The organism is Dactylosporangium darangshiense (assembly GCF_039537565.1).
Lineage (GTDB): Bacteria > Actinomycetota > Actinomycetes > Mycobacteriales > Micromonosporaceae > Dactylosporangium > Dactylosporangium darangshiense.
The window spans coordinates 502,318-524,937 of record NZ_BAABAT010000004.1 but is presented as its reverse complement, the minus strand read 5'-3'; the positions used below and the strand labels follow the sequence as shown (position 1 = coordinate 524,937).

Sequence of the window (22,620 nt, the reverse complement as noted above, 5' to 3'; positions counted from 1 at the left end):
AGCAGCGCAAGCCCCGACGCTTCTGAGGGGTGGTGGAGCAACCTTCCCGAGCAGCGCAAGCCCCGACGCTTCTGAGGGGTGGTGGAGCAACCTTCCCGAGCAGCGCAAGCCCCGACGCTTCTGAGGGGTGGTGGAGCAACCTTCCCGAGCAGCGCAAGCCCCGACGCTTCTGAGGGGGCCTGGGTGGAGCGAAGCTCCCCCAGGAAAGGAGCGAGCGAAGCGGGCGGGCAAGGCTACAACCCAAAAGGCGAGGGCCCCTGCACGAAGCAGGGGCCCTCAGGGTTGTAGCGGGGACAGGATTTGAACCTGCGACCTCTGGGTTATGAGCCCAGCGAGCTACCGAGCTGCTCCACCCCGCGTCGGCTTGTATAGATTAGCGCACTCTCGTCCCGAGTTCCAAATCGGTTGGGGCCGATAGTGTCGGGCGTCACCCGGGCCGGGGTCGTTACCCCCGACCCGGGTGACAGAAGGCCTGAATCAGCCCGCTGACGGCTGGACAGACGGCGAGGCAGACGGCCCCGCCGACGCCGACGGCGACGCAGACGAGCTGGGCGAAGGATTCGCACCTGCCGCCTTCACCGCGTCCTCATACCGGGCGATCGCGTCCTGCAGGGCCTTGAGGGCCTTGCCGTACGCCTCGAAGTCGCCGGACTGCTGCGCGGCCTTCAGGTCGGCGATCGCCTTGTTCATCGCGGCTATCGCGTCCTGGACCTGTGGCGTGCCCGGTTGGTTGCCGGTTGTCGGGTTGCCCTGTGTCTGGCCGTTTTCGGTCTGGGGCACCGGCGCCTGGCCGGTGACCTGTTTCACGAGTTGGCCGAGGGCGGTGGCTAGGTCGTCGGCATAGGCCATGTACTTCGGGCCGTACGCGACCAGCACCTTCTGCATCCGCGGGAAGGCCTTGTCGTTCTTGTTTCTCAGATAGATCGGCTCGACGTACAGCATGCCGTTGGCGACCGGCAGTGACAGCAGGTTGCCGTATATGACGTCGGAGTTGTTCGACGCGAACTGGGTCAGGTCCTTTCTCGCGTCGGCTATGGACGTCATGCTGCTGTGCGTCTGGTTCGGGCCCTGTACCGCCGTGTTCGCCGGCAGCTCGAGCACCTCGAAGCGGGGCTGGCCGTTGACGTACGAGGCGGACATGAGCGCGGCCAGGTTGCCCCGCTTGCGCGGCGCCATCGCGGCCGTGAGCTGGAAGCGGGCGTCGGTCTGGTTGGGCAGCTGGGCGACGATGTAGTACGGCGGCTGGTCCAGCGTCGGGTTCGCCGGGTCCTTCGGCACCTCCCAGAAGTCCTGCCCGGAGAAGAAGCCGTCCGGCGACGTGACGTGGAAGCGGCTGAGCAGGTCGCGCTGGACCTTGAACTGGTCCTCGGGGTAGCGCAGGTGGTCCATCAGGCTCTGGCTGATCGCCGAGCGCGGCTGGACCAGCTTGCCGCCGAAGGCCTTGTTCCAGGTCTTGAGCACCGGGTCGGACTCGTCGAAGGCGTAGAGCTTGACCTCGCCGGTGTAGGCGTCGACGGTGGCCTTGACCGAGTTGCGCAGGTAGTTCACGTCCTGGCGGGGCTCCGGGAAGACCCGGCCGCTGGTCGAGGAGTCCTGGATCGCGGTGTTCCAGTCCAGCTTCTGCGAGTACGGGTAGGTCGCCGACGTGGTGTACCCGTCGATGATCCACTGGATCTTGCCGTCGACGACCGCCGGGTAGGGGTCGCTGTCCAGGGTCAGGAACGGCGCGATGTTGCGCACCCGGGTCTCCGGGTCGCGCACGTACATGACCTTCGAGTGCTCGTTGAGCACCCCGGAGAGCAGGAAGTTCGTCTCGCGGAAGTAGGCGGCGTAGAGCAGCCGGCGCCAGAAGGTGTTCACGGCGACACCGCCGCTGCCGTCGTACGTCGAGTAGGTCGACGACTGGTCCTCGCCACCGGTCGGCAGGTTGAACTCGGCGTTGCGGTCGCCGGCCTTGGCCTTGCCGACGATCGCGTAGACGTCGCCCATCTGCTCGCCGTAGTAGATCTGCGGGTTGGTGACCGGGATCTTGTCCTTGTCGGCCACGCAGCGCTCGCTCGTGTTGTCACCCGACGTGGTCGTGTCGCCGAGGAAGCCCGAGACGTAGAGCGGCTGGCCGCTGCAGACCACCTGGCTGGCCGGCGCCGCGACGAAGCCGTAGCCGTGCGTGTACACACTGTGGCGGTTCTGCCAGTTGTTCTGCTGCAGCTGGTCGTAGCGGATCTCGCGGACGCCGACGATGTAGTCCTGCGTCTTGCCGTCGATCGTGTAGCGGTCGATGTCGAGCTTCGGGTTGAACTCGTAGAAGCCGCGGACCTGCTGCTGCTGGGTGTACGTGTCGCCGACGACGGCCGGGTCGAGCAGCCGGATGTTGTTGACGGTCGCGTCCTTGCCGTCCAGCAGGGAGGTCGGCGGGTTGAGGTTGTCCGCCGCGTAGGGCTGGACCTTCACGTCCTTCAACCCGTACGCCTCGCGCGTGGCGTCGATCGCGTACTGGAAGTACGGCGACTCCTTCTGCAGCTGGCTCGGCTTGACGGTGAAGGACTGCACCGCGGCCGGGTAGATGCCGCCGACCGCCACGGCGGACAGCGCCAGCAGGCCCAGCGCGAGACCCGGCCACACCAGGTTGCGCATGAACGCGTTGGAGAAGACGAGGATCGCGATCGCCACGATGATCGAGATCCAGGCGAGGATCTCCTTGGCCGGCAGCAGGGCGTTGATGTTGGTGTACCCCGCGCCGTAAAGATCCTGGGTGGGGAACTTGTCCAGCAGCAGCCCGCGCCGGTCCAGGAAGTAGGCGGCGGCCTTGAGCAGCACGAACAGCGCGACCAGGCCGGTGAGGTGCGCGCGGGCGGCGGCGGTCATGCGCTCGCCGGCGCCCTGCAGCCGGACCCCGCCGAAGAGGTAGTGCAGCGCCAGCGCGCCGAGCAGGGAGAAGACCACGGCGGTGAAGGCCACGCCGAGCAGGTACCGCCAGAACGGGTACTCGAAGACGTAGAACGACAGGTCGACGTGGAACTGCGGGTCGGTCTGGCCGAACGGGGTGCTGTTGCTGAACAGCATCCAGTCCTGCCAGTGCCCCTGCGCCGACAGGCCCGAGAACAGGCCGATCAGGCCGGCGACCAGGACGATCCAGCCGGTCATGTGCGGCAGCAGGAAGAGCCGGTAGCGATCCAGCGCGTGCTGCTCCGCGGAGTGCGGCCGCAGCAGCGGGCGGGTGCGGTAGGCGAGGTAGAGGTTGACGGCGATCACCAGGCCGACCGCGACCCCGAAGATCACGAACATCCAGATCCGGGTCGTCAGCACCTCGGTGAAGACCTGCGGGTACTTGACCTCGGAGAACCACAGATAGTCGGCCCACGCCCCGACCACCCGGTCGAACAGCGTGAACAGCAGGAAGACGACCACCAGCACGGCGATCGTGACCCGGCCACGCCGGCTCACCCTGGTCATCGGATTACGCATTACCACGGTCGGCTCCGCCCGTTCGCGTATGGAAACTCGTTCAGCGTAGTCATCTACTACACAGCGTCGGCGTCCGACCGGCTCGCAGCGTCTCCAGGGCGCCCAGCGCGTCGTCCACGTTGCTGACCTTGATCAATGGCAGGCCGGGCTGCGGGTTGTCCATCGCCTCGGCGCAGTTGCTCGCCGGCGTCAGGAACACCTTGGCCCCGGCGGCCTTGGCGGCCACCAGCTTCTGCGGGATGCCGCCGATCGGACCGACGTTGCCGGCGTCGTCGATCGTGCCGGTGCCGGCGATGACGATCCCGCCGGTCAGGTCCTCCGGCTGCAGCGTGTCGATGATGCCCAGCGTGAACATCAGGCCGGCCGACGGGCCGCCGATCTTGTCGAGCTGGATCGTGAGCTTGAACGGGTGCGGCTGCGTCGTGGTGATCTGCACGCCGAGGCGCGGGTTGCCGTCGACGTCCTTGGTGGCGATCTCCACCGTCTGCGCCTGGCCACCGCGCGTGATCTCCACCTGACGGGCGGTGCCGGCGGGCTTGGCGCGCACCAGCTCGGTGAGCTTGTCCGGCGAGTCGACCGGGGTGCCGTCGACGGCCTTGATCACGTCGTCCTTCTGCAGCTTGCCCTCGGCGGGGAAGCCGGCGGTGACCTCGGCCACCGTGACGAACACCGGGTAGCCCAGCTTGCGCAGCGCCACCGTCTCGGCCGACGTCTGTGACTGCTGGAACTGCTGGGCGTTGTCCTGGTCGACCTGCTCCTGGGAGCGGTCGGGCGGGTAGATGAGCTCACGCGGTACCACTGCGTGATCGTCCCCCCACCAACCGACCATCGCGTCGAACAGCGTGAGCTCCGGCTGCACCGAGACGGTGGTCATGCGCAGCTGGCCCTTGGACTTCGAGGTCGAGGCGCCGTCGACGCTGATGATCGGGCGGCCGTCCGGCTTGCCCGTGTCCGTGCCGAGCGTGTCGTAGGTCGGTCCCGGCCCCATCTCGACATACGGCACCTTGACCACGGTCGCCTGCCACGACAGCACCAGCAGCAGCAGCGCCCCGATCAGGACCGTGAGCCCACGACGTCTCATGGCGGCGAGCCTAGCGCTCCCGGCCTAATGCACCAGGAAGCGAGTACCGTTGTGGAATGCCCGCAGACATCCCGTTCGGCTTCGGTCCGTCCGGCGGCGACGTGCCGGATCCCAATGATCCGCGCCAGATGCAGCAATTCCTGAACCAGCTGCAGCAGCTGTTCGCCACGCCCGGCGGCGGTCCGGTCAACTGGGATCTGGCCCGGCAACTGGCCCAGGCCCACCTCACCGGTGGCGGCCCGGCGGCCGGCATGTCGCAGTTCCCGGTCGGCTTCGCCATGCCGGGCACCCAGGTGGCGACGACCGGCGACACCACCACCGACGACTCGGCGAAGCCAATCGGCGACCCGGCGGTGAGCCCGGCCGAGCGCGCCTCGGTCATCGAGGCGCTGCGCCTGGCCGACCTGTGGCTCGAGCCCGAGTCCGCGCTGCCCTCCGGCGTGCGTTCGACCGCCGCCTGGAGCCGCGGCGAGTGGCTCAACCAGACCCTGCCGATCTGGCGCAAGCTGTGCGACCCGGTCGCGGCACGCATGGTGTCGGCGATGACCGAGCTGGTGCCCGAGGAGATGCGCGCCCAGATGGGCCCGATGACCTCGATGGTCGCCTCGCTCGGCGGCGCGCTGCTCGGCGGCCAGCTGGGCACCGCGCTCGGCTCCCTCGCCGCCGAGGTGCTCTCGGCCGGTGACATCGGCCTGCCGCTCGGCCCGGCCGGCACGGCGGCGCTCGTGCCCGCCAACATCGCCGAGTACGGCAAGGGCCTCGAGATCCCCGACGACCAGGTCCGCCTCTACGTGGCCCTGCGCGAGGCGGCACACCAGCGGCTCTTCGGTCACGTGCCGTGGCTGCGCGGTCACGTCTTCGCCGCCGTCGAGGCCTACGCGGCCGGCATCCACGTCGACCGGGACGCGATCGAGGAGGCGATGAGCCGCATCGACCCGTCGACGCTGGGCAACGACCCGCAGGAGCTGGTGCTCGAGGGCATCTTCACGCCCGAGGACACCCCGCAGCAGCGCGCCGCCCTGGCCCGCCTCGAGACCGCGCTCGCGCTGGTCGAGGGCTGGGTATGCCACGTGGTCGACCGCGCGGCCGGCGAGCGCCTGCCCGACGTCGTGCGCCTCTCCGAGGCCTTCCGCCGCCGCCGCGCGGCCGGCGGCCCCGCCGAGCAGACCTTCGCCGCGCTGGTCGGCCTGGAGCTTCGGCCGCGGCGCCTGCGCGAGGCGACCGCGCTGTGGAACGCGCTCAGCGAGCACCGCGGCGTGGCCGGCCGCGACGCGCTGTGGGGCCACCCGGACCTGCTGCCGGACGAGGAGGCGTTCGCGGAGCCGGAGATGTTCGCCCGCACGCAGCTCGACCTGGGCGACCTGGGCTTCAACGACGAGACGGGCGAGGAGCCCAAGGAAGACTGAAAAGCCCCGGATTCGGTACGTCCAGTGCTTACCCGGGCGGTCAGGTCAGGACCGCCCGGGTTTTTTCTCTCAGCGCGTCCGCGTCTCTCTTCTCAGCATCGGAATGGCTCGCCCGAGGCGGCGTAGTTCGGGCTACCGGTCGGGTCGGTCAGGTCAGGAGCGCGCGGGTCGCTTCCCAACCGTCGAGGCCCGGATCGAGGCGGCGCAGGTCGGCGGGGCCGCGCAGGCGGTGCCAGCCCGGCGCCGCAGCGACCATGGTGGGCTCGGGCGCCGGCCGGCGCGCGCTGACGACGTCACCGTTCTCGGCGTCCAGCTCAGGCATCCATTCCGGCAGCGGCAGGCGGGCGGCCGCCCCGAGCAGGCCGCCGTCGTGCGCCGGCGCGACGGCCAGCTCGCGGGTCGACAGGGGCCGCAGCAGCTTGCCGATGAGCATCGCCGGCAGGTCGGGCGCATCGGCCAGGACCACCGCGGCCTTGTCGTGCCCGTCGGCCCCGGCCGCGGCGAGCGCGGCCCGGATGGTCGGGGTCTCGACCTCGTAGATCCGGGTCGAGGGCCAGGCGATCTTGGCGGCCAGCGCCAGATCGGCCGCGATGGCGGCGATGGCCGGCTGCACACGCGGCAGCGGCGTCAGCAGGTCGACGAGGTCCTCGGCCATGGCCGAGCGCCACGCATCGACATCGGTGCCCGGCGGCGACCAGGAGACCGGGACGAGGAGTGCGATGACGGCGGCGACCGTCATTCGGTGATCCCCAAACCCGCGGCCGCTGACACCCCCTCAAGATACCCCCGCGCTCGCTCACACTTCGGGTACCGGCCGACGAGCGCCCAGAAGGCGCTGCTGTGGCTCGCGATCACCAGGTGCGACAGCTCGTGCAGCAGTACGTAGTCGATCACCCAGTCCGGCATCTCCTGCACGCGGTGCGAAATCCGGATGGTACCGTCGCCCGGCGTGCAAGATCCCCAACGGCCGTTCTGGTTCTGCACCCACCGCACGCTCGCCGGGCGGGCGGCCAGCGGGTGATCGGGCAGGTAGCGAGCGGCGAGGCGCTGCGCACGGGCGGTGAGCTCCACGTCGGTGCGGCGGGCGCGCTGCTCGCGGGCGGCAAGGCGCTCGAGCATGCGGTCGACCCACTCGCGCTCCTCCGCACGGGAGAACTGGGCCGGGATCAGCACGACCACCCGCTCACCGTCGCGGTAGGCAGACACCGTGCGTCGGCGGCGCTTGCTGCGCCGCACCTCGATGACCGGCTTGCGCGTCATGCCGGCCCCCCTCGGGTACCGCTCACGGAGGAACGCTAGCCGGAGGCTGCCATCCCTTCGCAAGGCCCAATCTCGCGGAGGCCGTCCGTAAGTCACCCATTCGTGGTAGCTCGCCGGAAAGATTCCACCGGATGTGGGGGCCACTCCGGGTCGTCGGGGACCTCCGGGCGGATTTCATCCACAGCAACCCACACCGTTGCCCACACGGTTATCCCCAGCCTGTGCATAGTGTGTACGGTGCGGTTGGAGGAAGATCTTCCGATTACGCTCGGCGTGTCCCGTCTAACCGCACTTTCCCCGAGTGTCCGACAAGGCACACTCACCACGTTGGCCTAGCTGGTCAGCACCGGTGCGCGGGGCGTGCCGGACCGAGATGAGGAGGGCATCGTGGCCGAGACTTACAACGGCTACTGCGTCAAGTGCAAGGAGAAGCGGGACTTCGAGGGCGAGATCGCCATCTCGAAGACCGGCATGAAGATGGCCAAGGGCGCCTGCCCGGTCTGCGGCACGACGGTCAACCGAATCCTCGGCAAGGCCTGAGCTCACGGTCCGGCGGCTCCTCGGCACGCCACGGCTCGGCGTCCGGCGTCATCTCGCCACGGCGTCCGCCCGGCGCCCGGGGACTCGCGTAAGGCCTTGGCTCGGCGTACGCGGGCGGGCACCGGATCGGGCGTCCCCAACCCACGCCCGGTTCGAGCTGCCCGTACGTGCCCGACATCCGGTCGCTTCTCGACACCCGGTCGGGCTCGGCACTCGGTCGCCTCTGGACCCCCGGTCGGGCTCAGCGCCCGGTCGCTCCCTCGATGCCCGGTCGAGTTCAGCGCCCGATCGCCCCTCGACATCCAGTCGAGTTCGGCGCTCGGTCGGCCCCTCGACACCCGGTCGAGTTCGGCGCCCGGTCGCAGGCTGCACTAGGTTGTCCTGGCACCTGGCCGCAAACTGCACTCGGTTGCCTTTGGCGTCCGGACGCAAACTGCACTCGGTTTGTCCTGACGCCCGGTCGCAAGTGGCATCCGCTCCCAATCGGCACCTGGCCGTCACGGCAAACGGCGTGACCCCCGGCGTCGAGCCCGGACGCATCTGCGATTCAAGCGGACATTTCCGAAATTTCGGTAACGCCGCCCTGAATCCGGCTGTCATCGCGATCCGGGCCGATGGCCGGCTCCACTCTGACGGCATCGCGCGTTGGCCGCCGGTCGCAAGCCCCCAAAGTCGTCGCGCGGAACCCCGCACGGTATGCGGCCTTTGCACCTTGCCCTGTGGATAACTCGGCCAGCGGCTGTGGATAACGCCGGCCGACGGTGGATCGTCCTGTGGACAACCGCCTCGGCCGGCGTTCGGGTTGTGGCACTGTCGAGCGATGCGACCGACGCTGCTGCCCGGCCTACGGCGCCTCATGCGCGACGACCGCACCGTCCAGATCGGCACCGACCCGGAGCACGCGGTAGTGCTCGAGCTGCGCCGCCCCGACCTGCTGCGCGTGCTGGACCTCCTCGACGGCTCCCACACCATCCACAACCTCCTGGCCGCCACCGAGGCCGCCGGAATCGACGCCTCCGACACCCTCGAGCTCTTGCAGGCCCTGCGCTCGGCCGGCCTGGTGATCGGCGCCCACGCGCTGCTGCCGACGGGCCTTCCGGCCGCGGTCAACGCCCGCCTGACGACCGAAGCGGCAGCCATCGGCCTGCGCCAGCGCTCCGCCACCGCACCGCGCCTCCCCGCCACCGCACCGCACCACCCCGCCATCGCACCGCACCACCCCAGCGCCGCGCCGCACCACCCCGGCGCCGCACCGCACCACCCCGGCGCCGCGCCACGACTCCCCGACTCCTCTTCGCTCCCGCCCGGTCCACTCCTCCGCGACTCCGAGCAACGCAACGCCGCCTCCGATCCGCTCCGCCCCGACTCCGGGCAGGACATCCCCGGACTCGGGCAACGAGCTGATGGTGACGCAGAGCACACACTCGGCGGGGCTGGTCGCGGGCGCGCCGGTGGTCTTCCTGGCGGCCGGGGGCGCACCCCCGCCGACGTGCTGCGCCGCCGCGGGGCCGCTCGCGTGGTCGTGGCGGGCGGCGGTCCGCTGGTCGCGCCCCTGGCCACCGCACTGGCCGCGGCCGGCATCGGCCACGTGGAGCCGGTCGTCGAGGGCATCGCGACCTACGCGGACGTGGCCGTCGGCGGCCTCGCCTGCGACGACGTCGACGCATCGCGGGCCATCGCGACCTCGACGGCGATCGTGCGGTTTGCGCCGGGCGTGAATGTTTCACCGGTACGGTCGGACACCGTCGACTTCGTCGTCCGCGTCGGCGACCGCAACCCACCCGCGCTCGCCCGCCGCGGCTTCCGGCTGAACGCCCTGCCGCGCCTCGAGGTGACGATCCGGCTGGGCACGGTGCTCGTCGGCCCGCTCGTACGCCCCGCGGCCTCCCCGTGCGGCCAATGCCTGGACCGGCACCGCGCCGACCGCGACCCCGCCTGGCCGGCCCTGTCCGCCCAGCTGTCGACCGCGAAGACCGACGCCGGCGAGCCGTGCGCGATCACCACGGCCATGGCCGGCGCCGCTTTCGCCGCCGACGAGGTGCTGGCCTACATCGACGGCCTGCCGCTGCGCACCGAGGCCGCCATCGTGGAAATCTCCCGCCCCGGCGAGTTCCGCCGCCGTGAGTGGACCGCCCACCCTCGCTGCGACTGCCGCCGCCGACGCCGCACCACCCCCAGCGGCACCGGCGGCAGCGGCTAGACAACAACGGCAGCGGCTAGAGCGGGAAGCGCGGGCGCGGTGGGCGGGTGTGTGTGAGTGCGGTGGGGCGGGTGTGTGGATGCGGTGAAAAGCGGCGACACGGCGTGGCGTCGGCAGAGATACTGAGCGTGTCAATGGGGTCGGCGAGCCCGCTGTGACTCCCGTCGCCCCCGTGGAAGCGCGCCGACCGAGTAAGAATGGCTTGTGACCGAGATCCCCAGGGGCGCAGTCGCCCGCACCGCACGGCTGGCGTCGCTTCCCCTCGGGCTGGCCGGACGAGCCGCGCTCGGGCTTGGCAAGCGCGTCACGGGCATGGCCGCCGACGTGGTTTCCGCCGATGTCCAGCGGCGCACCGCCGAGCACCTCTTCAGCGTTCTGGGGCAGCTCAAGGGCGGCGCCATGAAGATGGGGCAGGCGCTTTCCGTGTTCGAGGCCGCGCTGCCCGAGGAGCTGGCCGGGCCCTATCGCGCGGCGCTGACCAAGCTGCAGGAGGCCGCGCCGCCGCTGCCGGCCGCCAGCGTGCACAAGGTGCTGTCCGAGTCGCTGGGCGCCGACTGGCGCGACATGTTCATCGAGTTCGAGGACAAGCCGGCCGCCGCCGCCAGTATCGGGCAGGTCCACCGGGCCGTGTGGTCGGACGGGCGGCCGGTTGCGGTCAAGGTGCAATACCCGGGCGCCGGTGAGGCGCTGCGTTCCGACCTCAACCAGCTGGCTCGCTTCGCCGGGCTGTTCAAGGCGATCCAGCCAGGGCTGGACGTCAAGCCGCTGGTGCAGGAGATCCGCGACCGCGTGACCGAAGAGCTCGACTACGAGCTCGAGGCCAAGTCGCAGTCGGCGTTCGCCGTGGCGTTCGACGGGGATGCGGACATCTACGTGCCGCCGGTGCTCGCTTCCTCGCCCCGCGTGCTGGTCACCGAGTGGGTGGAGGGGACGCCGCTGTCGGCGATCATCTCCGAGGGCAGTGAGGAGGAGCGCAACCGGGCCGGGTACCTCATGGCGCTGCTGCACTTCTCCGCGCCGGCCCGCGTCGACATGCTGCACGCCGATCCGCACCCGGGCAACTACCGGCTGCTCAGCGACGGGCGGCTCGGCGTGCTGGACTTCGGCGCGGTCGCGCACCTGCCGGGCGGGCACCCCGAGGTCATCGGCCGGCTGACCCGCCTGGCGCTGGCCGGCGACGCGGACGCGGTGCTGGGAGGGCTGCAGCAGGAGGGGTTCATCAAGACCGACGGGAAGGTCGACGCGGCCGCGGTGCTCGGCTACATCCGGCCGATGCTCGACCCGATCGCCGAGGACGAGTTCCAGTTCACGCGGGCGTGGCTGCGCGGGGAGGCGGGGCGGCTGGCCAACCCGAAGAGCCCGGCCTATGCACTGAGCCGGCAGCTCAACCTGCCGCCGTCGTACATGATGGTCCACCGCGTGACGCTCGGCTCGATCGGCGTGCTGTGCCAGCTCGAGGCGCGCGCCGCCTACCGGGGCATCCTCACCGAGTGGCTCCCGGGCTTCGCGGACCCGGCGGCGAAGAAGCCGCGCCGGCGCGCCGCCAAAGCCGCCAAGTAACGGCGCTTAGCCGGCCGACGGCAAAGCAGCCCCGCCCAGCAACGGCGCGGCCGCGGAGCAACAACGCCAGCCGCGCAGCAAGGACCGAGCCTCGAAGCAAGAGCGCGAGCCGCGGAGTAACGACGCGAGCCGCACAAGCAAGAACGCCGGCCGCGGAGCAAGGACACGAGCCGCGGAGCAACGGCCGAGGGCGCCGAGCGGGGAATGCGAAAGCGGGCACGCGAGAAAGGCATGGGAACGGGCCCCCTCACCGCGAGGGGGCCCGTTTCGCATTGATCAGTGTCGGGTCAGGTAGCGCTCCTGCTCACGGCGAGCACGCATGGCGACCTGACGAGCGGACGGGTAAGCCTCAGAGTGGTTGACAGCCTGAGGCCCACGCATTCGCGCCCTCGACAAGGCTTCATGGAGTAGTTGCAAAGACATCTCGAAACTCCTGCGAACGTCGGTGCGGTTGGTGTCGGTACGGAGCCGGGTCGGTCGCGCGGCGCGCGGCGCTCGGCTGGCCGGCAGTCGATGTGCGTTCATGTCAGGCCGCCACACCGGCGGTAACCGCCTTGGTGCGAGCGGCAACCTCGACCCGCAGGACGGCGTCGCGAGCGACGTCCTCCTTGCGCGGGCGGCCCCGCGGACGCTTGCGCGGCACGACGGCGCCGCGCTCGAAGATCTCGCCACCCCAGACACCCCAGGGCTCGGCGCGCTCGATCGCGCCCGCCAGGCACTCGGCGCGGAGCGGGCACTCCACGCAGAGCGACTTCGCGAGCTCGAGCTCCGCCGGCGAGTCGGCGAACCACAGGTCCGGGTCGAAGGTGCGGCACGGCAGGTCGGACTTGACGCCTCGCGCAGCGACGCGGAGACGCTCGTCCACGGCCGACGCGGTGCTGTTACGCACGTCGATCGATGCCAAGGCCAGGCTCATCCCGGTCACCCCTTTCTGTCTGTCGATCGTTTGGTGTGATCGTCCGGTGCAAATGAATGAGGCCGCGGATCCCGGTTACGGGTTCCGCGGCCTCGAGGTGAGCCGGTGAGTCGGTCTTGTTAGACCGGCCTGCCTCGAGGTGGTATGCCGCGGACTCCGCCATTGGGCTTCGGAGCCGTCATGTCCTGCTTCGCGCTGAACCCAGTGATCCCCTGAACACGGATTCCGCGCTGGTCGAGCTGAGCCGCCGAAGCGACGTGGATCTCATCGATACGGGTGGTGCGGACATGGGTGCCGTCGGTGCGGGTCTCGTCTTTGCCGCCCAGCTCGGTGCCCCGAACCGTCAGCTCGACCCGGACCGACCCGGTAGCGACGCCCGCAACGCGCGCGGACGGAGCCAGGGCGGCGGCCGGGGCAGCCAGAACGGCGGCCGGGACGGAAGCCGGGACATCGACGGGAACCGAGACAGCGACCAGGTCTTGCGCCAGGGCAGACTCCTGCCACTGCAGCGAGACCAACGGCGGCGCGACACGACGAACCACCGCTGTCGACGGGCAGAGGGCAGGCAGCAGCGAGCGCCGCTCCAGGGTTGAATAGAGCTTCACGGGTGCCACCTTCTCTCCGCAGACTCGTGGTGCGTCGCCGCCGGTGTTCCGGCGTCGTGTTCGCAGGCTATGCCGTGCTTCAACGGTAGGGCAATCGAATTTCCGGGAAAAGTCCTTGTCACATTTCCAGCTGTCGGGCAACCGGTTGAACCGTTGCCGAGTCACACCTGTCCATGCTGTTCAAGACCCTTCTTGCGAAGGCCCCAACCGCGATGGACACGTTACCGGAGCACCCCCCGAGCGCGTTGCCCCGTCGCGGGCGAGCCGCCCATCGCGCAACACAACCGTTACCTAAGGCACGCACCTCGATCGATGGAGGCGCGCCGCTTCGAGGGCGGCGGTGCGACGGTGGGGAGGATCAGCGGCCCTCGGCGAGGGCGTCGACCGTGGTGCCCGAGACGAGGGCGAGGACGTCGTCGCCGTAGAGCGTGAGCTTGCGCGGGCCGATCCCGGCGATGACCGCGAGCTCCTCGCGGCGGGCGGGGCGGCGCTCGGCGATCGCGGCGAGGGTGACGTCGGTGAAGATGACGAACGCCGGGACCTTCTGGACGCCGGCCAGCCGGGCCCGCCAGTCGACGAGCCGGGCGAGCAGCTCCTCGTCGAGGTCCGACGGGCAGGTGGAGCAGCGGCCGAGCTTGCGGTCGGCGCCGTTGACCAGGCCGGTGCCGCACACCCGGCACGACACGGCCATGACCCGGCGCGCCCGGCCGGCCACGGCGGCCTTGTCCAGTGGGCGGCGCGGATAGCGGCCGTCGGCGCCGGGCCGGGCGCCTGAGGCGTCGGGGACGGCGGAAGGCACGAACCGGCTCGGGCGCCGGGGCCGGCCGCCGGGCTGGCGGGCCGATGCGTGCGACAGCCAGAGCGTGTGCCGGGCGCGGGTGACCCCGACGTACAGCAGCCGCCGCTCCTCCTCCACCGCATCGGGCGTGCGTGCGTGGATGACCGGCAGCGTCCCCTCGGCGAGCCCGACGAGGAAGACCGCGTCCCACTCCAGCCCCTTCGCCGAGTGCAGCGACGACAGCGTGACCCCTTCGACGGTGGGCACGTGCTGCAGCGCCGCGCGCCGGGCGAGCTCGGCGTTGAACGCGTCCAGCGCCGCCTCGGGCATGCCCTCGGCGAGATTGACGAGTGCGGCCACGGCCTCCCAGCGCTCCCGCTGGGCGCCGCCGGCGGGCGGGGCGTCCGGCCGCCAGCCCACCCGCTCCAGCGCCAGGTGGACCGTGGGCACGAGGGAGTCGGCGTGATCCCCGCGGTACGCGCGGAGGGCGATCATCGCCTCGCGAACCTCGACGCGGTCGAAGAAGCGCTCGGTCCCGTGCAGCACATAGGGCACGCCGGCCTCGGCGAGGGCCTCCTGATACGCCTCCGACTGGGCGTTGACGCGGAAGAGCACGGCGATCTCGCGGGCCGGTGTGCCGGCGGCGATCAGCTCGGCGCACCGGGCGGCCACGGCGGCGGCCTCCTCGGGCTCGTCGGCGAAGGTGCGAACGGTGGGCTCCGGGCCGGCGGGGCGCTGGCCGACGAGCTCCAGGCGCAGCCGGGACAGGTCGCCGCGGGCGCGGGAGATCACCGCGTTGGCGAGGCCGACGACCTGCGGGGTGGAGCGGTAGTCGCGGATCAGGCGCACGACGGTCGCGCCGGGGTGGCGGCGCTTGAAGTCCACGAGGTAGGAGGCGCTCGCCCCGGTGAACGAGTAGATCGTCTGGCTGGCGTCGCCGACGACGGTCAGGTCCTCGCGGCCGCCCAGCCAGGCGTCGAGCAGGCGCTGCTGCATCGGGTTGACGTCCTGATACTCGTCCACGACGAAGTGCCGATACTGCGCGCGGACCTGCTCGGCGACGTCGGGGTGCTCCTCGACGGCCCAGATCGCGGCGCGGATCATGTCCTCGAAGTCGATGACGCCCTGGGCGCGCTTGATCCGCTCGTAGTGCGCGTAGACCTGGGCGACCTTGGCGGCGTCGAACGGCGGCTCGCGCAGCGCCTTGGCCGCCGCCGTGGCGTAGTCGCCGGGCTCGACCAGCGACGCCTTCGCCCACTCGATCTCGCTCGCGAGGTCGCGGGCCACCTCGCGGTCGGTCTTGAGGCCGGCCCGGGTGGCGGCCTGCGTGACCAGCCGCGCCTTGCTGTCCAGCAGCCCGGGCATGTCACGGCCGTCGAAGAGGCGGGGCGCGAAGTAGCGGACCTGGCGCAGGGCGGCGGCGTGGAAGGTGCGCGCCTGGACCCCGTCGGCGCCGAGGCGGCCCAGGCGCTCGCGCATCTCGGCAGCGGCGCGGGCGGTGAACGTGACGGCGAGGACGTGCTGGGCCCGGACCTGCCCGGATCGGACGCGGTGGGCGATGCGGTGCGTGATCGCGCGGGTCTTGCCGGTGCCCGCGCCGGCGAGGATGCACAGCGGCCCGGCCGGGGCGGTCACCGCGATCGACTGATCCGGATCCAGGCCCTGCAGGATCGACCCAGCGAGAATCTCTGAGGAGTCCGCCACAGCTGGACATCATTCCAGCCGGGTACGACGTTATGGGGTTTTGCTCGTGTGACCCCGCCGATGCTTTCTGGAGGAACAACCCCATGCTGACCATGTACTCGACCACCTGGTGCGGCTACTGCCACCGCCTCAAGACCCAGATGGATCGTGAGGGCATCCAGTACCAGGTCGTCGACATCGAGCGGGACCCGCAGGCGGCCAAGTTCGTGGAGAGCGTCAACGGCGGCAACCAGACCGTCCCGACGCTGCGCTTCGACGACGGCACCGCGATGACCAACCCGTCGATCGTGCAGGTCAAGAAGCATCTGGAAACCGTCGGTAGCTGAACGGTTGCAAATCCGTTACGGTGGCTGGCTAGATAGCCGGGATGCCTGGGGAGGCCGGCCACCATGCGGGTTGCTCGTCTGTACGCCAACGTGCCCAACGCACCGGAGCGCCCGCGGGTGGCCGATCCCGACCGGCGCCGCCGGATCGCCGACTACCTCGCCGGCGGCACCGCGATCGGCCACCGCCACGGCCCGGCGGTGCTGCACACCGACGGGCTGTGGCTGTGGCCCGAGCGGTTCGTGACCGAGGTCCTCGAGTCGGGCCTCGCGCCGGAGCCGGACCTGCTGGCCCGCATGCACGCCCACTCCTATCGGGCGCCCGCCCCGGAGCCCGGCGAGCGGCTCACCGACGACGCGCTGCGGGCCTGGCGGGACGGGCCGCCCCGCGCGCCGCGGCTGCTCATCACCTACTACGTGCGGGTCGACGACGAGACGACGCCGGAGCGGCCACTGTCGCTGCTGCGCCGCTCGGTCACCCCGGCGGGCGGGGTGACCGAGGAGGCGGTCTGGCGCGACCTGGCGTGGCACCCGACCAACGCCTTCATCAGCGAGCGCATCGAGGACGAGCTGCGCGAGGTCGAGCCCGCGCAGGCCGCCGCCGTGCTGGACCGGTGGTGCACGGCCTGGCACGCCGAGGCCCTCACCCGGAGGGCAACTGCGTGATCAGCCGTACAGCCAGTCCGTGATCAGGTAGTGCGCGATCGAGGCGGGGAACGGCAGCCCGAACTCCTCTGAGGCGCCGTCGAGCACCGCGGCGATCTCGGTGCGGCTCAGCCAGCGCGCCTCCGCGATCTCCTCGACGTCCACGGTGATCGCCGCGCCCGCCGTTGCGGTCGCGTGGAAGCCGAGCATGAGCGAGCCCGGGAACGGCCACGGCTGGCTCGCCACGTAGGTGACCTCGTCGACGCGGACGCCGACCTCCTCGAGCACCTCCCGGGCGACCGCCATCTCGGCCGACTCGCCCGGCTCGACGAACCCGGCCAGCGTGGAGAAGCGCGGCACGGTGGCGCCGAGCCGCTTCCACTGCGCGTTGAACCCGAGCAGGCAGCGCCCGTCGGGGCCGGCCACGCCGTCGTGCACGAGCATGATCACCGCTGGGTCGGTGCGCGGCCAGATCGTCTCCTCGCCGTCCGGCGTTATCCGGACCCATCCGCCCTGCGCCGCCACGGTCAGCTTGCCGCTGAGCGGGCTGTACGGGTGCCGCGAGTGCCAGTTGGCCAGTGCGACCGAGGTGATGAACAGCCCCGCCGGCAGGTCGGCCAGCGCGTGGCCGACCTGGCGCAGGTTCACCCGCTCGGTGCCCTCGAACGGCTCGACGTCGGCGGCGACGGCGAAGTACACCGTGCCGTCGTCGGACTCGCCGAGGAAGAACCTCTCCCCCGCGGGCGCCTTCTCCGGGTCGATGAGCACGAGCTCCGGCGGGTCTCCGGGGCGCACGAGGATATGGCCGTCGTCGACGACCACGACCTTCGCCCGCTCCCACGCCTCGGCGAGCCAGGCGTCGTCCGTGCGCCGGTGGGCCGCCCGGTCGAGCGGCCCCCGCGCGAACGGCGGCGTGGTCTGCCGGACGGCCGTCACGACCGCACGACGGGCATGAGGGCGGCCAGCGGCGCCTCCACCTTGGCCGCGTCGCCGAGAACCACCGCGGCTGCCTTGGCCGGCGCCAGGTACTGCGCCGCGGCCGCCGCCACGTCCTCCTTGGTCGCCCGGGCCAGCCGGGCGGCGTGCTCGGCCAGGTAGTCCAGCCGCAGGCCGAAGCCGGCGTAGGTGGAGACCAGGCCGGCCAGCCCCGCCTGCGTGGACATGCCCAGCTGCAGGGTGCCCAGCGCGTACTGCCGGGCCTGCTCCAGCTCCTCGTCCTTCGCCGGCAGCGACGCGATCCGCCCGAGCTCGTAGAGCGTCTCCAGCAGCGCCGGGCCGGTCACGTCGGTGGCCACCTCGGCGGAGAGCACGAGCGCGGAGCCCGCGACCGCGTGCTCGACGAGGGAGTGCGGGCCGTACGTGTACCCCTTGTCCTCGCGGATGTTCTCGACCCAGCGGGAGGAGAAGTACCCGCCGAAGACCAGGTTGGCCAACTGCAGGGCCGCGTGGTCCGGGTGCCGGCGGGACACCGCCGGCAGGGCGAGGCGCAGCGAGGACTGCACCGAGTCGGGCCGGTCGACCAGGGTCAGCGGGCCCGGCTCCAGCGGCGGCGCGGGCGGCAGCTCGGCCAGCACACCGGCGCCGTTCCACTTGCCGAGCATCCGCTCGGCCGCCGCGATGGCCTGCTCCGGCTCGAGGTCGCCGACGATGACGAGGGTCGCGCCGCTCGGGTGCACCCGCTCGCCGTGCAGGCCGCGCAGCTGGTCGGGCACGACCGCCTCGACCTGCTCGGGCTCGGGGGTCTGCACCGCGTAGGGGTGGCTGCCGTACATCCGCTTGAGCAGCGCAACCCGCGCCAGATGGCTCGGCTGGCTCTGCGCCACGCGGATCCGGTCGACGAGGCGGCCGCGCTCGGTGTCGACCTCTTCCTCCGGGTATGCCGCGTCGGTGAGCACCTCGGCGAGGATGTCCAGCAGCCGGTCGAGGCCGTCGACGAGGGCGTTGCCGGAGATCAGCAGCCGGTCCGGGTCGGCGCCGGCGGACAGCCCGCCGCCGACCTTCTGCAGCTCGGCGGCGATGTCGACGGTCGACATGGTCGACGTGCCGGACAGCACCGTCTGGGTGAGCAGCGCGGCGCGGGACAGGTCGGCCAGCGCAAAAGGCATCCGCAGGCGTACCTCGGCCAGCGGCACCGACGAGCGGCGCAGCGCGATCACGGTCAGGCCGTTGTCCAGCGTGTGCTCGACGCTGGTCGGCAGCTTCAGCGCGCGGTTGGGCCCGAGCACCGGCAGGGCCCGCGGCGGGGTGGTCACAGTCACTTTGCTCCTCCGGCGATGACCTCGACCGCGGCGCGCCGCGACGGGACGAGCTGCCCCGCGGCCGCCACGATCTGCTCCTCGGTGACCTCACCGATCAGCGTGTGCAGCCGGTTGAGCAGCTCCGGCTCTCCGCGCTGCTGCTCCAGCAGCGCCATCTGCAGCGCCCGGCCGAGCACCGCGTCGGTGTCGCGCAGCAGGTGGGTGGCCATGCGCGCCTGCGTGCGGCTCAGCTCGTCCGGCGCGAGGCCGTCGGTGGCGATGCGCGCGCACTCCTCCTCGATGCTGCGCAGGACCTTGTCCACGTCGCCGCCCGGCGGGAGGTGGGCCTGCAGCAGCAGGGCCGTTGGGTCGCGGACCGCGAACGGCTCGCCCATGAAGCCGATGTACCCACCCACGCTCGTCGCCGATCGGTCGCGGAGCACGAGCCGCTCCACCAGGCGGGAGGCGTCTCCGTCGGTGAGGACCTCAGCGAGTACGACATAAGGCAGATATGCGTCGAGATCGCTGATCGGATCGGGCACCCGCCAGCCGGCCGCCACCGCCGGCAGGGGCGCCAGCCGGTCGGTGTAGGAGGAGCGGCGCTCCGCCGTCAGGTCCGGCTCGGCGAAGTCCGGCCGGTCCGGCGCGCTGCGGGCCGGCACGTCGCCGAAGTGCCGCTCGACCAGCTCGGTCGCGGTCGCCACGTCGAAGTCGCCGGCCACGGCGAGCACCGCGTTGCCGCAGGCGTAGTAGCGGTCGAAGAAGTCGGCGGCGTCGGCGACGGTCGCCGACTCGAGGTCCTCGAACGAGCCGTAGCCGTCGTGCGCGTTGGCGAACGTGTCGAACATGACCGGGGGCAGGCGCAGCCAGGGGAACCCGCCATACGGCCGGTTGAGCACGTTGACCCGGATCTCCTCCTTGACCACGTCGATCTGGTTGCGGAGGTTCTCCTCGGTCAGCCGGGGCGCGCGCATGCGGTCGGCCTCGAGGAACAGCGCCCGCTCCAGCGCGTTGGAGGGCAGCGTCTCGTAGTAGTCGGTGTAGTCGAAGTGCGTCGAGCCGTTGAACGTGCCGCCCGAGCCCTGCACGTGGCGGAAGTGGGCGAGCTTCTCCAGGTTTTCCGACCCCTGGAACATCAGGTGCTCGAACAGGTGAGCGAAGCCGGTGCGACCCTGTGGCTCGGATCTGATGCCGACGTCGTAGACCACGGACACGCCGACGACCGGCGCGGCGCGGTCCGGGGTCAGCACCACCCGCAGGCCGTTGGGCAGGGTGAAGCGCTCGACGGGGTACTTGGAAGCCGGGATCCGCACAGCGGGGCTACGACTGGACACCCACCGAATCTACTTCGTCCCGTGCGGAAATCCGGATTCGGCGTTCGGCAACGCCCGCGTATGCCACCAACCCGGCGAGCACGGCGAGCAGCGGCAGGCCGAGCAGCCAGCCGTATTCCCCCCGTGAGCGGGGCGGCGGCGGTGTCGTGACGACCGGCGCGGGCGCCGGCGACGCGCCGATGGCGCTGGCTTGGACCGAGGGTGAGGGCGAGGGTGAGGGCAGCCGCCGGATGAGCGCCTGGACGAGGTCCAGGCGGCCGAGTCCGTACTCCGAGTCGACGCCCTTCGGCCCCGCGTCGACCGCGGTCAGGGTGAGCCGCCGCACGATCTCCGGCGCCTTGGCGTCCGGATACGCGGAGCGCACCAGCGCGATCGCGCCGGCGAGCAGGCCGGGCGAGGCGCTGCCGTCGTCGACGCGGTACCGGTTGCCGCTGTTCGTGGTCATGATCTGGAACCCGGGCACGCCCAGGCCCAGCCGGCGCCCGCTGGTGGAACGCACCCGCATGTCACCGGCGCGGCTGAGCGGGACGGCGGCGAGCACGCCCTCGTAGGCGGCCGGGTAGGGCTCGAAGTCGCGGTTGGGCTGGTCGCCGTCGGCGGCCACCACCATCGCGTCGGCGTCACGGGCGTCGCGGATCGCCTGGGCGAGCCGGTCGCTGCCGGCCACCGAGTAGCCGACCACGATCACCCTCACGCGCTGGGAGATCGCCAGCTCGATGCCGTCGGCGATCTCGTCGGGGCCGGGCGCGCGGTCGGCCGGGGTGCTGAGGACGACGGGCAGCACCTTGGCGGCCGGCGCCACGCCGATCACACCGTCGCCGTTGCCGTCGCCGTGCCCACGGCCGGCGATCGCACCGGCGAGCGCGGTGCCGTGGCCGTCGGGGTCGGCGACCGGCGCGTCCGTGGGGGACGGCGACGGCGACTCGTCGCTTCGGCCGGTCACGTACACCGGGTCGAGCACGGCGCCGGCGAGGTCGTCGTGCGCGCGGTCCACGCCGCGGTCGACGATCGCGACCGTCACGCCCTCGCCGCGGGTGTGCTGGTTGGCTTCGGCGACGTTGAGGTACCGCAGGTGCCACTCATCGTCACGGATGACGTCGGCGCGCGCGGGCAACGCGGGCACCGCCACCGCCGCGACGATCCCGACGGCCACCGCCGCGAGCCGCTGCTTCATGCGCGATAGCGTGCCGGATCGACGCAAGTGGCGCCACCGCAGCAGCTCAGACGGGCCGGATGCTCTCCGGCGCCTCGTCGGCGACGTAGTCGAACTGACGGTGCGTGTCGGGGATCGACACGTAGAGGATCGCCGCCTCCGGCTTGCCGAGGTCGACGAGCGCGATCGACACGAGCTCGCTCTTGGCCTTGAGCCCCGGCTGGCTGAAGTGCAGCCGGAACTTCAGCAGCCGCGCGGGGCGCCCGCCCAGGGTCAGGTCCTTGGCCTCGATCTGCTCGAGCTGGTTGCCCTTGGGGTAGAAGCTGACCCGCACGTCCGCGGCGATCTGGTCGCCGACGCAGTGCAGGTCGAGCACCATGCCGTCGTTGACCGCCGCCGGCACGTGCCCGGACAGGATCGTCGCGTGGTAGTCGCTGAGGTTGCCGTCGTAGTTGGGCTCGGTGACGAAGTCCTGGCCGATCCGGTACGTGATCTTGAGGTCTCCCTGGTCGCGCCAGTTCTCCAGCAGCGATCGCCAGGGCGCTCCGTACTGCTTGTAGCTGATGCCGGACTCGGAGTCGACGGTGCGCGGCCCCGCCGGGACCTCGGCGCCGCCCTTGTTGGGGTTGTCCGGCGGGATCGTCGGCGGCGGGCAGCGGCGGGCGAGCTCCGGCCGCGTGTCGCTGGGCGCGTCCGCCTTGCGGTTGAACAGCCCGCCGGGCGTGCGGGCGTTGTCGGTCAGCACCGACACGAGGATCACGATCAGCCCGATCGCCACGACGAGCACGGCGCCGCCGCCGAGCCACTTGAGGATCCGCTGGTTGCGCTTGATCGGGTCGTCGTCGCCGTCGCCGGGCCCGCCGAAGAGCACGTCGGGCGGCGGTGGGGGCGGCGGCGTGCCGAACCGCGACACCCGCCCGGAGCCGTAGCCGGGCGCGATCGGCGTGGTCCCGGGGCGCGCGGAAGGACCCGGTCGCCCCTCGGTCGGCGCGGCCGGGCTCGCGGACGGCGGCGTGGATGCAGGCAGCACCGGTTCGATCACGGTCTGCGTGTCCGGCACGGCCCAGGGCGAACGCTGCTCGGTCATGTCAACGCCAAGTGTCGCAGCCGGGGGCTACGGTTGCCAGCAGCCCCCGGTGGGGGTTGGCTGGGAACCGGCCTTACGGCTGCGCCTGCGTGGGCGTGTGCAGCTGAGTGACCTGCGGATATCTCGGCCCGTCCGACCAGGCGACCGGCCCTAGGACGATCAGCGCGACGGTGACGACCCCGGCGGTGGCGACCCCGACCACCAGCGCGACCTCGCGAACCTGTGGTGCCTGCATCCTGAGCACTTCCCCTCGCATGCCCTCTTGGACAGCTTGGGCGACGAAACGGTTCCGGCGACAGCAGGCTGTCGGAACCTTGCCAATTCAT

General features: G+C 71.5%; 19 protein-coding genes and 1 tRNA gene. 6 read left to right on the top strand and 14 right to left on the bottom strand.

Going from position 1 to position 22,620, the window contains the following annotated elements; all coding sequences use genetic code 11:
- Window positions 1-285: 285 nt before the first annotated feature.
- From ABD901_RS12275 to ABD901_RS12265, 3 genes are all read right to left on the bottom strand, one after another.
- A tRNA-Met gene (locus ABD901_RS12275) sits at window positions 286-359 on the bottom strand.
- Between the two features lie 118 nt (window positions 360-477).
- On the bottom strand, window positions 478-3,453 hold the full coding sequence (locus ABD901_RS12270) for a UPF0182 family membrane protein (protein ID WP_380136910.1): 2,976 nt from the start codon (window positions 3,451-3,453) through the stop codon (window positions 478-480).
- Window positions 3,454-3,514: 61 nt separating this feature from the next.
- The gene (locus tag ABD901_RS12265) at window positions 3,515-4,546 is read right to left on the bottom strand and encodes a YlbL family protein (RefSeq protein ID WP_345124547.1); all 1,032 of its coding nucleotides are present in this window, start codon (window positions 4,544-4,546) and stop codon (window positions 3,515-3,517) included.
- 56 nt (window positions 4,547-4,602) lie between these two features.
- Between ABD901_RS12265 and ABD901_RS12260 the strand changes: the two genes are divergently transcribed.
- Window positions 4,603-5,952, top strand: a complete 1,350-nt coding sequence (locus ABD901_RS12260; protein ID WP_345124546.1) for a zinc-dependent metalloprotease — start codon at window positions 4,603-4,605, stop codon at window positions 5,950-5,952.
- A gap of 148 nt (window positions 5,953-6,100) precedes the next feature.
- Here ABD901_RS12260 and ABD901_RS12255 read toward each other — a convergent pair whose 3' ends face one another.
- Window positions 6,101-6,691 (bottom strand): hypothetical protein, encoded by a 591-nt coding sequence (locus tag ABD901_RS12255; RefSeq protein ID WP_345124544.1) that lies wholly within the window; start codon window positions 6,689-6,691, stop codon window positions 6,101-6,103.
- The gene (locus ABD901_RS12250; protein ID WP_345124542.1) at window positions 6,688-7,212 is read right to left on the bottom strand and encodes a M48 metallopeptidase family protein; all 525 of its coding nucleotides are present in this window, start codon (window positions 7,210-7,212) and stop codon (window positions 6,688-6,690) included. Before ABD901_RS12250 ends, ABD901_RS12255 begins: the two co-directional genes overlap by 4 nt.
- Window positions 7,213-7,596: 384 nt before the next feature.
- Here ABD901_RS12250 and ABD901_RS12245 point away from each other — a divergent pair, with 384 nt between their 5' ends.
- From ABD901_RS12245 to ABD901_RS12235, 3 genes are all read left to right on the top strand, one after another.
- Complete coding sequence (locus ABD901_RS12245) at window positions 7,597-7,752, top strand: DUF5679 domain-containing protein (protein WP_425516560.1); 156 nt, start codon at window positions 7,597-7,599, stop codon at window positions 7,750-7,752.
- 820 nt (window positions 7,753-8,572) lie between these two features.
- Entirely contained in the window at window positions 8,573-9,952 is a 1,380-nt protein-coding gene (locus tag ABD901_RS12240) for a hypothetical protein (protein ID WP_345124541.1), read from the top strand.
- A 204-nt stretch (window positions 9,953-10,156) separates the two neighbouring features.
- Entirely contained in the window at window positions 10,157-11,512 is a 1,356-nt protein-coding gene (locus tag ABD901_RS12235) for an ABC1 kinase family protein (RefSeq protein WP_345124539.1), read from the top strand.
- A 526-nt stretch (window positions 11,513-12,038) separates the two neighbouring features.
- On the opposite strand, the gene ABD901_RS12230 is transcribed toward ABD901_RS12235, so the two are convergent.
- The 3 genes from ABD901_RS12230 to ABD901_RS12220 all read right to left on the bottom strand — a co-directional run bounded on the left by ABD901_RS12230 (window position 12,039) and on the right by ABD901_RS12220 (window position 15,497).
- On the bottom strand, window positions 12,039-12,428 hold the full coding sequence (locus tag ABD901_RS12230) for a WhiB family transcriptional regulator (RefSeq protein WP_345124537.1): 390 nt from the start codon (window positions 12,426-12,428) through the stop codon (window positions 12,039-12,041).
- A gap of 119 nt (window positions 12,429-12,547) precedes the next feature.
- On the bottom strand, window positions 12,548-13,033 hold the full coding sequence (locus ABD901_RS12225; protein WP_345124535.1) for a hypothetical protein: 486 nt from the start codon (window positions 13,031-13,033) through the stop codon (window positions 12,548-12,550).
- Between the two features lie 358 nt (window positions 13,034-13,391).
- Complete coding sequence (locus tag ABD901_RS12220) at window positions 13,392-15,497, bottom strand: ATP-dependent DNA helicase UvrD2 (protein WP_380139805.1); 2,106 nt, start codon at window positions 15,495-15,497, stop codon at window positions 13,392-13,394.
- Window positions 15,498-15,598: 101 nt separating this feature from the next.
- Between ABD901_RS12220 and ABD901_RS12215 the strand changes: the two genes are divergently transcribed.
- The gene (locus tag ABD901_RS12215) at window positions 15,599-15,841 is read left to right on the top strand and encodes a mycoredoxin (protein ID WP_345124534.1); all 243 of its coding nucleotides are present in this window, start codon (window positions 15,599-15,601) and stop codon (window positions 15,839-15,841) included.
- Between the two features lie 63 nt (window positions 15,842-15,904).
- Complete coding sequence (locus ABD901_RS12210) at window positions 15,905-16,504, top strand: hypothetical protein (protein WP_345124532.1); 600 nt, start codon at window positions 15,905-15,907, stop codon at window positions 16,502-16,504.
- Here the strand turns inward: ABD901_RS12210 and nudC are convergent, their stop codons facing one another.
- The 6 genes from nudC to ABD901_RS12180 form a co-directional block, all read right to left on the bottom strand.
- Window positions 16,505-17,419: an NAD(+) diphosphatase gene (gene nudC, locus ABD901_RS12205; RefSeq protein WP_345124531.1), complete on the bottom strand. Its 915-nt coding sequence runs from the start codon at window positions 17,417-17,419 to the stop codon at window positions 16,505-16,507. It lies immediately after the preceding gene.
- Window positions 17,416-18,741, bottom strand: coding sequence for a M16 family metallopeptidase (locus tag ABD901_RS12200; RefSeq protein ID WP_345124529.1), 1,326 nt, complete (start codon window positions 18,739-18,741; stop codon window positions 17,416-17,418). Before ABD901_RS12200 ends, nudC begins: the two co-directional genes overlap by 4 nt.
- Window positions 18,738-20,054, bottom strand: a complete 1,317-nt coding sequence (locus ABD901_RS12195; protein WP_345124528.1) for a M16 family metallopeptidase — start codon at window positions 20,052-20,054, stop codon at window positions 18,738-18,740. The genes ABD901_RS12200 and ABD901_RS12195 overlap by 4 nt, the downstream gene beginning before the upstream one ends.
- Window positions 20,041-21,228: a S8 family peptidase gene (locus tag ABD901_RS12190; RefSeq protein WP_345124526.1), complete on the bottom strand. Its 1,188-nt coding sequence runs from the start codon at window positions 21,226-21,228 to the stop codon at window positions 20,041-20,043. Before ABD901_RS12190 ends, ABD901_RS12195 begins: the two co-directional genes overlap by 14 nt.
- A 46-nt stretch (window positions 21,229-21,274) precedes the next feature.
- Window positions 21,275-22,294, bottom strand: a complete 1,020-nt coding sequence (locus ABD901_RS12185; RefSeq protein ID WP_345124524.1) for a hypothetical protein — start codon at window positions 22,292-22,294, stop codon at window positions 21,275-21,277.
- 73 nt (window positions 22,295-22,367) lie between these two features.
- A complete protein-coding gene (locus ABD901_RS12180; RefSeq protein ID WP_345124522.1) occupies window positions 22,368-22,529 on the bottom strand; it encodes a hypothetical protein in 162 nt (53 codons plus the stop codon).
- Between the last annotated feature and the right edge of the window lie 91 nt (window positions 22,530-22,620).